Raw genomic sequence first — 8,526 nt, 5'->3', positions numbered from 1 at the left:
ACGTCTGGTTCTCTTTGACTTGTACCGGAACTGTTCTTCCTTCTATTGTGCCATCCCCTAGTTGAGCAAAGGAGTTATTCCCCCACGACCATACTGTCCCATTTTTTTGCAGAGCCATACCATAATTATTTCCTGCCGCTATACCTGCAGCATCAATACCTGCCAACTGTACAGGAGACTGCTTATTGATTTTGGTTCCATCTCCTAGCTGCCCTTCGCGGTTATCCCCCCATGCCCACACACTTCCATCTTTCTTCATGGCTATCACATGGTATTCACCTACTGAAATGGCTTCGACTTCATCCAATCCTTTTACCATTACCGGCGTCTCTCGATTTGTTGTTGTACCATCCCCTAATTGACCGTAGTAATTTCCTCCCCATGTCCTTACGGTTCCATCTTTTCGCAAGGCCGCACTAAATCCATTTCCTTGAGAGATTGCCACGACTCCATCTAGCCCCTGTACTTGTTTTCCATGTAAATCCCACACAGTTCCATCACTTCTTAGTGCTATACCCACACTACTGGAGCTTCCTTGAGCAATTGCGCTTATTCCGGTAAGACTCAGTTTTTGTGGCTCCACCCCTGACGATGAGCCTCCCCATCTCCATATCGTCCCATCTTTCTTTAGAGCCATACTAAAATTATCTACTGCAGCTACAGCCACAACCGAATTCAGATTTGGTACTTTCTCTGGAGTAGGGTACGTGGAAAAGGTTCGATTTTTATCCCCCAATTGACCAAAGTACCCATATCCCCATGACCATACTTGGCCATCTTGTGTTACTGCCAGGGTATGAGATTTCCCCATTGCTGCTCCTATAACATTCTCCAGTTTGGCTACCTTCATAGCCTTGCTCGCTTTCCCTCCTTCGGTACCTAGACCCACTTGACCTGATCCATTGTCTCCCCACATCCATAATGTTCCGTCAGCTTTTACATATGCGCTGTTCTTCTCTCCTGCAACTAAAGTAGCTTGCATTTCAGGAAGCTCATACTTCATCCAGCCTGGTTCAGACCATTCCGACCACAGACTTCCATCACTTACTTTCACTCGTACCTGTACTATTTTATTTGCTTCTAGAGGAGTCGCTAACACCCAACTGCCTTGCGTATTCGTAACATCCACATATCGTTTTTGTATTCCAGAATCCACGAGAATCTTTCCTGTCTCATCCAGTATTTGTACTTGGTAGTTTCCAAATGGCGCTGACCAAGCTCCTTCTATATTCCAGCCTATAGATGGCAGCGTTACGTTTGATTTATCTGGTGTATTTTGTGTCCCTGCTGGATACCTCAGAATTGCTTTTAACGTCTGGTTCTCTTTGACTTGTACCGGAACTGTTCTTCCTTCTATTGTGCCATCCCCTAGTTGAGCAAAGGAGTTATTCCCCCACGACCATACTATCCCATTTTTTTGCAGAGCCATACCATAATTATTTCCTGCCGCTATACCTTCAGCATCAATTCCTGCCAGCTGCACGGGAGATAGTTTATTGGTTTTGGTTCCATCTCCTAGCTGCCCTTCGCGGTTATCCCCCCATGCCCACACACTTCCATCTTTCTTCATGGCTATCACATGATATTCACCTACTGAAATGGCTTCGACTTCATCCAATCCTTTTACCATTCCTGGCTTGTCCCGATTGGTTGTCGTGCCGTCCCCTAATTGTCCGTAGTAATTTCCTCCCCATGTCCATACGGTTCCGTCATTTCGCAAGGCAACACTAAACCCATCTCCTTGCGAGATTGCCACGATGCCATCTAGCCCCTGTACTTGTTTTCCATGTAAATCCCACACTGTCCCATCGCTTTTTAGTACGATCCCAACACTTCTGGGATTTCCCTGAGCCATGGCACTTATTCCTGTAAAATTCAGTTTTTGAGGCTCCACTCCCGACGATGAGCCTCCCCATCTCCATACTGTCCCATCTTTCTTCAGGGCCATACTATAATCACCTATTGCGGTTACAGCAACAACCGAGTCTAGATTCGGTACTTTCTCTGGAGTAGGATACGTTGAATAGGTTCGATTCTTGTCCCCCAATTGACCATAGTACCCGTATCCCCACGACCATACGCGGCCATCTTGGGTCAATACCAACGTATGATTACTCCCTACTGCAACTCCAATAACGTTCTCCAGGTTGGCTATCTTCATAGCCATACTGGCTTTCCCTCCTGTAGTCCCTAGACCCGCTTGACCAAATTCATTGTCTCCCCACATCCACAGCGTTCTATCCGTTTTTACATAGGCGCTGTTCTTTTCACCTGCAATTAGCATAGGGACTGTCGAAATCGTTGAAGTATAAAATCTATTACTTTCAGATTCATTACCAGCCTTGTCTACAGCCTTAATGACTAGTGAAAAATCCGTATTTGGAAGTTGATTATCAATAATAAATTTATTTTCCTCAGTTTCCCCAATGAATTTATCGTAGTTAAATATCTGATATTTCACATAACCTAGGTTATCCTTGGATGTATTCCACTCTATTCCAATGCTGTTTATACTCGTATGTGTTGCTCTCACATTCTCTGGAACAGTTGGAGCTTCCATATCAATTTTGAGCGTGAATGATTTCTTCTCTTCCTTATTTTCAGCTTTATCTATCGAATAGTACTTAATTTCTAGAACACCATTTTGCTTAATTTCTACCGGTGCCGTATATTCCATCTCAGGTCCATCATTAATTTGGTATATCGTCTTGCTCACACCACTTCCTCCATCATCGGTAGGATGAAGGGTCATCGTCACAGGCGTAACATACCAATTATCGTTTTTTATCGTTCCACTTAGAGTATGTGTTGTTACAGGTGCCGCTGTATCGAAGTATTCAGCAGCTGTAATCTCTTTCGATGGGTGCAAAATTTCTGTAGATCCATTGTTATTGAAATCATACAAAATATCTGTTTGACCTGCATTATCTTGTCCACCAACAAAGTTAAAAGAGACTTTAGAATTCTTTTTCATTTTTACATCTTCAATGATGTTAGAATTACCTGGGATGTCACCTTCATAAGAAGTAAACCCCATATTCAAGTTATCTGTATCAGAGCCTTCAAACTTAATGCTTAATTTAAGCCCATTTGGCACGAACAAAAATGTGGAATTATCCAAGACCTCGTATGCTAAGTCTGGTATCTCATTAATAAATTTCCCTTCACTATTAAAACCTGCAGTATTCCCTTTTGCATCGAACGCTGTAAGCCTGCCTGCAGCTTCAAAGTAGATTCCATGAGCTTTTATTTGCTCATTACTTATTCTAGGAAACTCATTTTCTAAAGGTGGTCTATTATCTACAACTATATTTCGTATTATTTTTAATGAATCGTAAAAACCTCTATTCTTGCTATCATCATTTTTATCTTCTTTGGTGATCAGTCCCACGTGTCTGCTTCTTGTATAATAATTAGTTGAATTATACATATCATTGAAGTTAGCACTTAGAATAGGAACGACATCGTCTCCTTCACCCCATAAAACACGATATTTCCAATCAAGACCGTAACCATAGTATGGGTCTAACTTCGCTTTTTTAAATTGTGTAATTGTCTGATATCCATGTGCAATGATTCGATATTCCTTGATAGAAGGGTCTAGAGCATAGTTTTCAATTTTATATCTGAATGAATTACTGGATTCTGGATCTTCGTAGAGAAATTTATTATGATTTTTAGAAATATATTTTTTTAATTCACTATAATTATTGACTATGTTCCCCTCACGATAATCATCTAAATAATACGAAGTAAAATCAAATTGATTCCTATATAAATTTTGATATGCGTCCACGAATTTCTTCCCAGGAAGTAATTGATACACTGCAGGCATATTTTGCACCATTTCTTTGGCTCTAATAATGTCAAATGGAAAAGTACCTGTGGAAACCCCAAGCGTATCTCCTGCAACTAAGCCTTTTATTGAACGAACGGTACCTAAATTTGGAGAAGCTAAATTAATAAAATTCTCAACTTTTTCTTTCGCGAAAGGATTTGTAAGTAAATAATGTCTGGCTACGATTCCACCTGTACTATGAGTAACAATCGTGACTCTCTGCCCTTTCGATAATCGGAATGCTTCATCTACATATTTGCTTATTTCGGAAGAGGCGTTGCGTAAATCTCTTCTCCAATCGTAAGGTGCCTCAACAACTTCTATGCCCATATCCTTCAGGCTGTTTATAAATTCTTCGGCAACATCCCGCTTACTATTAAAAGGATTAGGCACATTATAGTATTTGATAATTGAACCAAACGTAGATCCATCCTTCGGATTGCCATAATCATTTAAGTCTAAGCTATCTAATGTTAAGTAAGTCGGCCATAATGTTGAATTGCCCCGTACAATTTCGGAACCTAGGAATCCAGGCACAAAGACAACAACATCCCGCTTCTTGTCTACAGTCACGTTTACTGAAACCGCTGCGGTATTCCCGCTGGTATCAACCGCCTCATAAGTAAACCTATAGCTGCCTACAGAACGAGGAGTATATGAATATTTGCTACTAGTAACAACCTGTTCTTTTATACGTGAACCGTTGAAATCCACGTACATGGTCGTTTTGGCAACCTTTACATTATCAGTTGCGCTAAGTGTAAATGACAGTTCTTCGTTAATCATATAGGGCTCTTTTGTATCCAGTGACATTTTGACTACTGGTTTTACTAGATCTTGAAGCGTTTTTTGCGAGAGCTTAATGTAATCACTTAACTCTCCACTTCCATTTTTACTGGCGACTTCAATTGTATATAGTGTGTTTGGATTCAAATTATCTAATGTAAAATAGTTACTATTAATTGTACTCCAGTAGACTCCATTAACGCGGACGCTGTATTGGGCGCCGTACGTTCCATTCCAAACAATCCGCATACTTGTCTCTGTCACATTCGTGGCAATGATATCTGTTGGAACCGGATACAATGTTGTTTTTAAGATGCTAATATAGTCACTCACTTCGTCGTTCTTCTTTGAGGCTACTTCGAACTTGTACTGGGTGTTAGGCTTTAAGTCTTTAAAAGTATGGCTTGTATCAGTTTTACTCGTTTCATAGATACCATTCTTCTTAAGACTGTAGGCGGTTGCTCCATTCACTGAAGTCCATGCCAATGTCAAGCTATTGTGTGTCGCTGCTGTAGTTCGCAAATTTGAAGGTGGTAACAAAACATTCGCAGTATTATGCTTAATTGATGCGTATTCACCAAGCTGACCGGAACTATTCTTAGATGCAACTTCAAGGGTGTAGGACGTATTCGGAGTCAAGTTTTTGAATGTGTAGGATGTTGTCGTAATACTCGTCTCGTAGGTACCGTTCTTTCGCAAGCTATATGCTACTGCACCAGGAACAGAGTTCCAAGATATGGTGACAGCATCTTTAGTCGCTGCCGTTATTTTAATTCCCGTAGGAGCAGGAATATCTTCACCTGTTGTCTTATGAATGACTGCATAAGAGCTCGTACCATAAGAATTGGATGCTGCTACTTCAAGGGTATAAGCTGTGCTGTTAGACAAGTCTTTAAGAATATATGTTGTATCTGCTGTTCTTCCTACAACAGAACCATTCTTTTTCACAATATACTCAGTAGCATTAGCAACTCTATCCCAGTTTAGAGTAATACTAGTGCTGCTCGACGTTGCCTTCAGTCCTGTAGGTGCTGCTGGAGCTCCGTTGGCTCCTTCACCTGATGTTCTAGTAGAAATCGAAGAAAACGAACTAGTCGCATTACTATTAACCGCTGCGACTTCTAATCGATACGTCATATTCGGCTGCAAACCCGTAAATCGAAACTGCGTATTAGATGTCCGATCGACCAAAGTGCCGTTCAATTTTAATACATACGAATCTGCACCACTTACTCGATCCCAGTTCAATTGGATGCTTGTTTCGGTCGCACTCACACTCAGATTGGTGGGTGAACGCAGACCGCTGCTCGCATCTACTACATTAATATAAAAATTGTCTACAATATCGGTACCAGAATAAGCGTACTTGATCCGATATTTTCCGGGCACGGTAAAATGGCTTGTTGCCCATACAAATGTGATTGCCGTTCCTGCTGGCACATTCGAGCGAGAATCCCCCATAATTTTATCCCCGGCTGGATCAAACACACCAATATAAACCAGAGTCTTTGGATCCGATAGTTTCAAAGAAACTGTAACCATATCCCCTGGGTTAACGGTCTGATTATTGCCTTGATGATCATACGATGCGATGCTCACTCCATCACCAGGTATCGGCTCTTCAGGAACGGAATTATCCTCTTCCAAGGAGTTGACAACTGGTATTGCTTGATCGATTAAACCTAATGACTTCGCAACGTTCAGCAAACCAACTCCATACTCATGTTTCTCACCAAGAGGAGTAGCATGATCGTAAGCGAGCTGTTTCACTTCTTCAACAGAGAGCTGGCGATCCATGGCCCATATATCTGCCAATGCACCCGTTACATGCGGTGCTGCCATTGAAGTGCCTGACATAACTCCATAGTCCCCATCTTTGGTTGTACTCAAGATATCAGATCCCGGAGCAACCAGATTAATTTGTGAGCCTACGCTCGAGTAATTTGCTTTTTTATGTGCCTTTGTAACCGCTCCAACTGAGATTACCTCAGAAAATAAAGCAGGATACAGTTCTGTCTCCGTTCCAGCACCATGATTCCCTGCTGAAGCGACTACGATTATTCCTTTATCTACGGCTTTCTGTACCGCCTCATGCAAAGCCTTGCTGTACTCCATGCCGCCAAAGCTCATGTTAATAATGTTCATATCATGCTCAATCGCCCATTCAATCCCTTGAATGACTTGGCTATATGAGCCGCGTCCGCTGCTATTCAGCACTTTAATGGCATACAGTTCCGCCTCAGGTGCTACGCCAATTACACCAGCATCATTCTTCTTTGCTGCAATCGTGCCGGATACATGCGTGCCATGGCCATTATCATCTATGTAAGATGAACCATCTACAAATGAAACCCCGTCAACGATATCCAAGTCGTTATGTGGGCTTATTCCCGTATCAATGACGCCGATTTTAATGCCTTTCCCCATTAAGTTATTATATTGCGCAAGGTCGGCGCCAATGGAATAAACACCCCACGGTGTGATTTCAGTATCAACCGGCATAAATTTATAGGATTCATGATCTTTCGTGATCACGCTGGTTGAGGCCACCTCAACTATTGAATCTGGTTCAATAAACGAGATATTCGGATTGTTCTGCAGTTGCGTTAGCTCCACTTCATTTAGGTGCATCAGAAGTGCATTTGCAACCGGCAGTGTTTCTACTTTGGTCGTATTAGGAGAGGATTGCATCATCCTCTTCTTAGTAGTAGGTGTATTAAGAAATTGATCAAAGGTGATCCCCTGCTTCAATCCAACCAAATATGGTTCCCGCGGTTTTCGTTCTTGCTCTTGACTCTCCTGATTGTCTTGTCTCTCTTGTTCCCCATAAGTAGCAGAAGATACGGAGGTGTTCTCTTGATTTGTTACCGTATGATTTAATTTAAGATCATCGAACAATAACGAATAATTATCTTTTGTAAATTCTTGATTCAAGTAATAGCTGCCTAGTGCACTGGTAATATCAGTACCTATTAATATGAAGATGCATAGCAATGAAGCGAGCAGCCTATATTTCTTTTTCATTTACCCCTAGCCCCTTTATACATATGTTGGAAACTCATTTATCTTTTTTGTTCAAACGTTTCCTGGTATTCCACTTTTTCATATACACGATTAGTACGTACAAGAAGAGTGTTAAAAAATATACGCAATAAACCGTAAAGTAAAACAATAAATGTAAAGGATGAAATCCTGCATTATCTGTACCGTCTAGTATTAAATTCTCCTTTGGTATAAATTTCTCTTCTTCTCGATCTAGTACGAAATATTTTTTAGAACACGGAAAATCAAAAATGCTAATAACATCTTTTCCATGGTGTCCCCACATTTCTGGAACTTTTGAGGACGAAGTTATTGCATGCCACTTATGATCTACTCCTCCGGGCATAATCGAAGAACTCTGAACCAGTCTTGTCTTCACTTCAATCTTCTCGACATTTTCATGACAATAATCAATAAACAATTGATGCAATGCCCTCTCTATCATCATCTTCGCCTGATAGTCTTGATACAGTTCCTTGATCATAGGGATACTGATCACAATAAACACGATAGTGAACCAAATAGCTTTTCTTCGCAGTGTTCTGATTTACTTCACCTCCAATCCAAAATAGGGCTGCGTATACTCATTTCGCAATACTAACCTTTGGTTATACAATACATAGCAACTCTCGCAATCTTATTCCAATTTTTTCTTATACTATCCTCCTAATAATAGATCCTTAATCCAGTATTTTCAATCTGTTTTAGATATAATTTTACTCATTCATATTGAGAGAATAATCATTGCAAGGACGAAGTGAAGAACCACCAAAATATGTGGAGAACACGATAAGGCAACCCCCTAATAATTTCACAAATGTCTTCAACTACGGTTGCTTGCACAATCCTTACATTTACAC

The 8,526-nt window shown here is 40.9% G+C and carries 1 protein-coding gene; it reads right to left on the bottom strand.

Annotation, left to right across the window (positions count from 1 at the left end):
- Positions 1-7,648, bottom strand: a 7,648-nt coding sequence (locus tag BLS15_RS16025) for a S8 family serine peptidase (RefSeq protein ID WP_090512471.1), incomplete at its 3' end; no start/stop codon positions are given.
- Positions 7,649-8,526 lie beyond the last annotated feature (878 nt).

Source organism: Paenibacillus sp. cl6col (genome assembly GCF_900102125.1).
GTDB lineage: Bacteria > Bacillota > Bacilli > Paenibacillales > Paenibacillaceae > Paenibacillus_B > Paenibacillus_B suaedae.
This window is presented reverse-complemented; position numbering and strand designations above follow the sequence as displayed.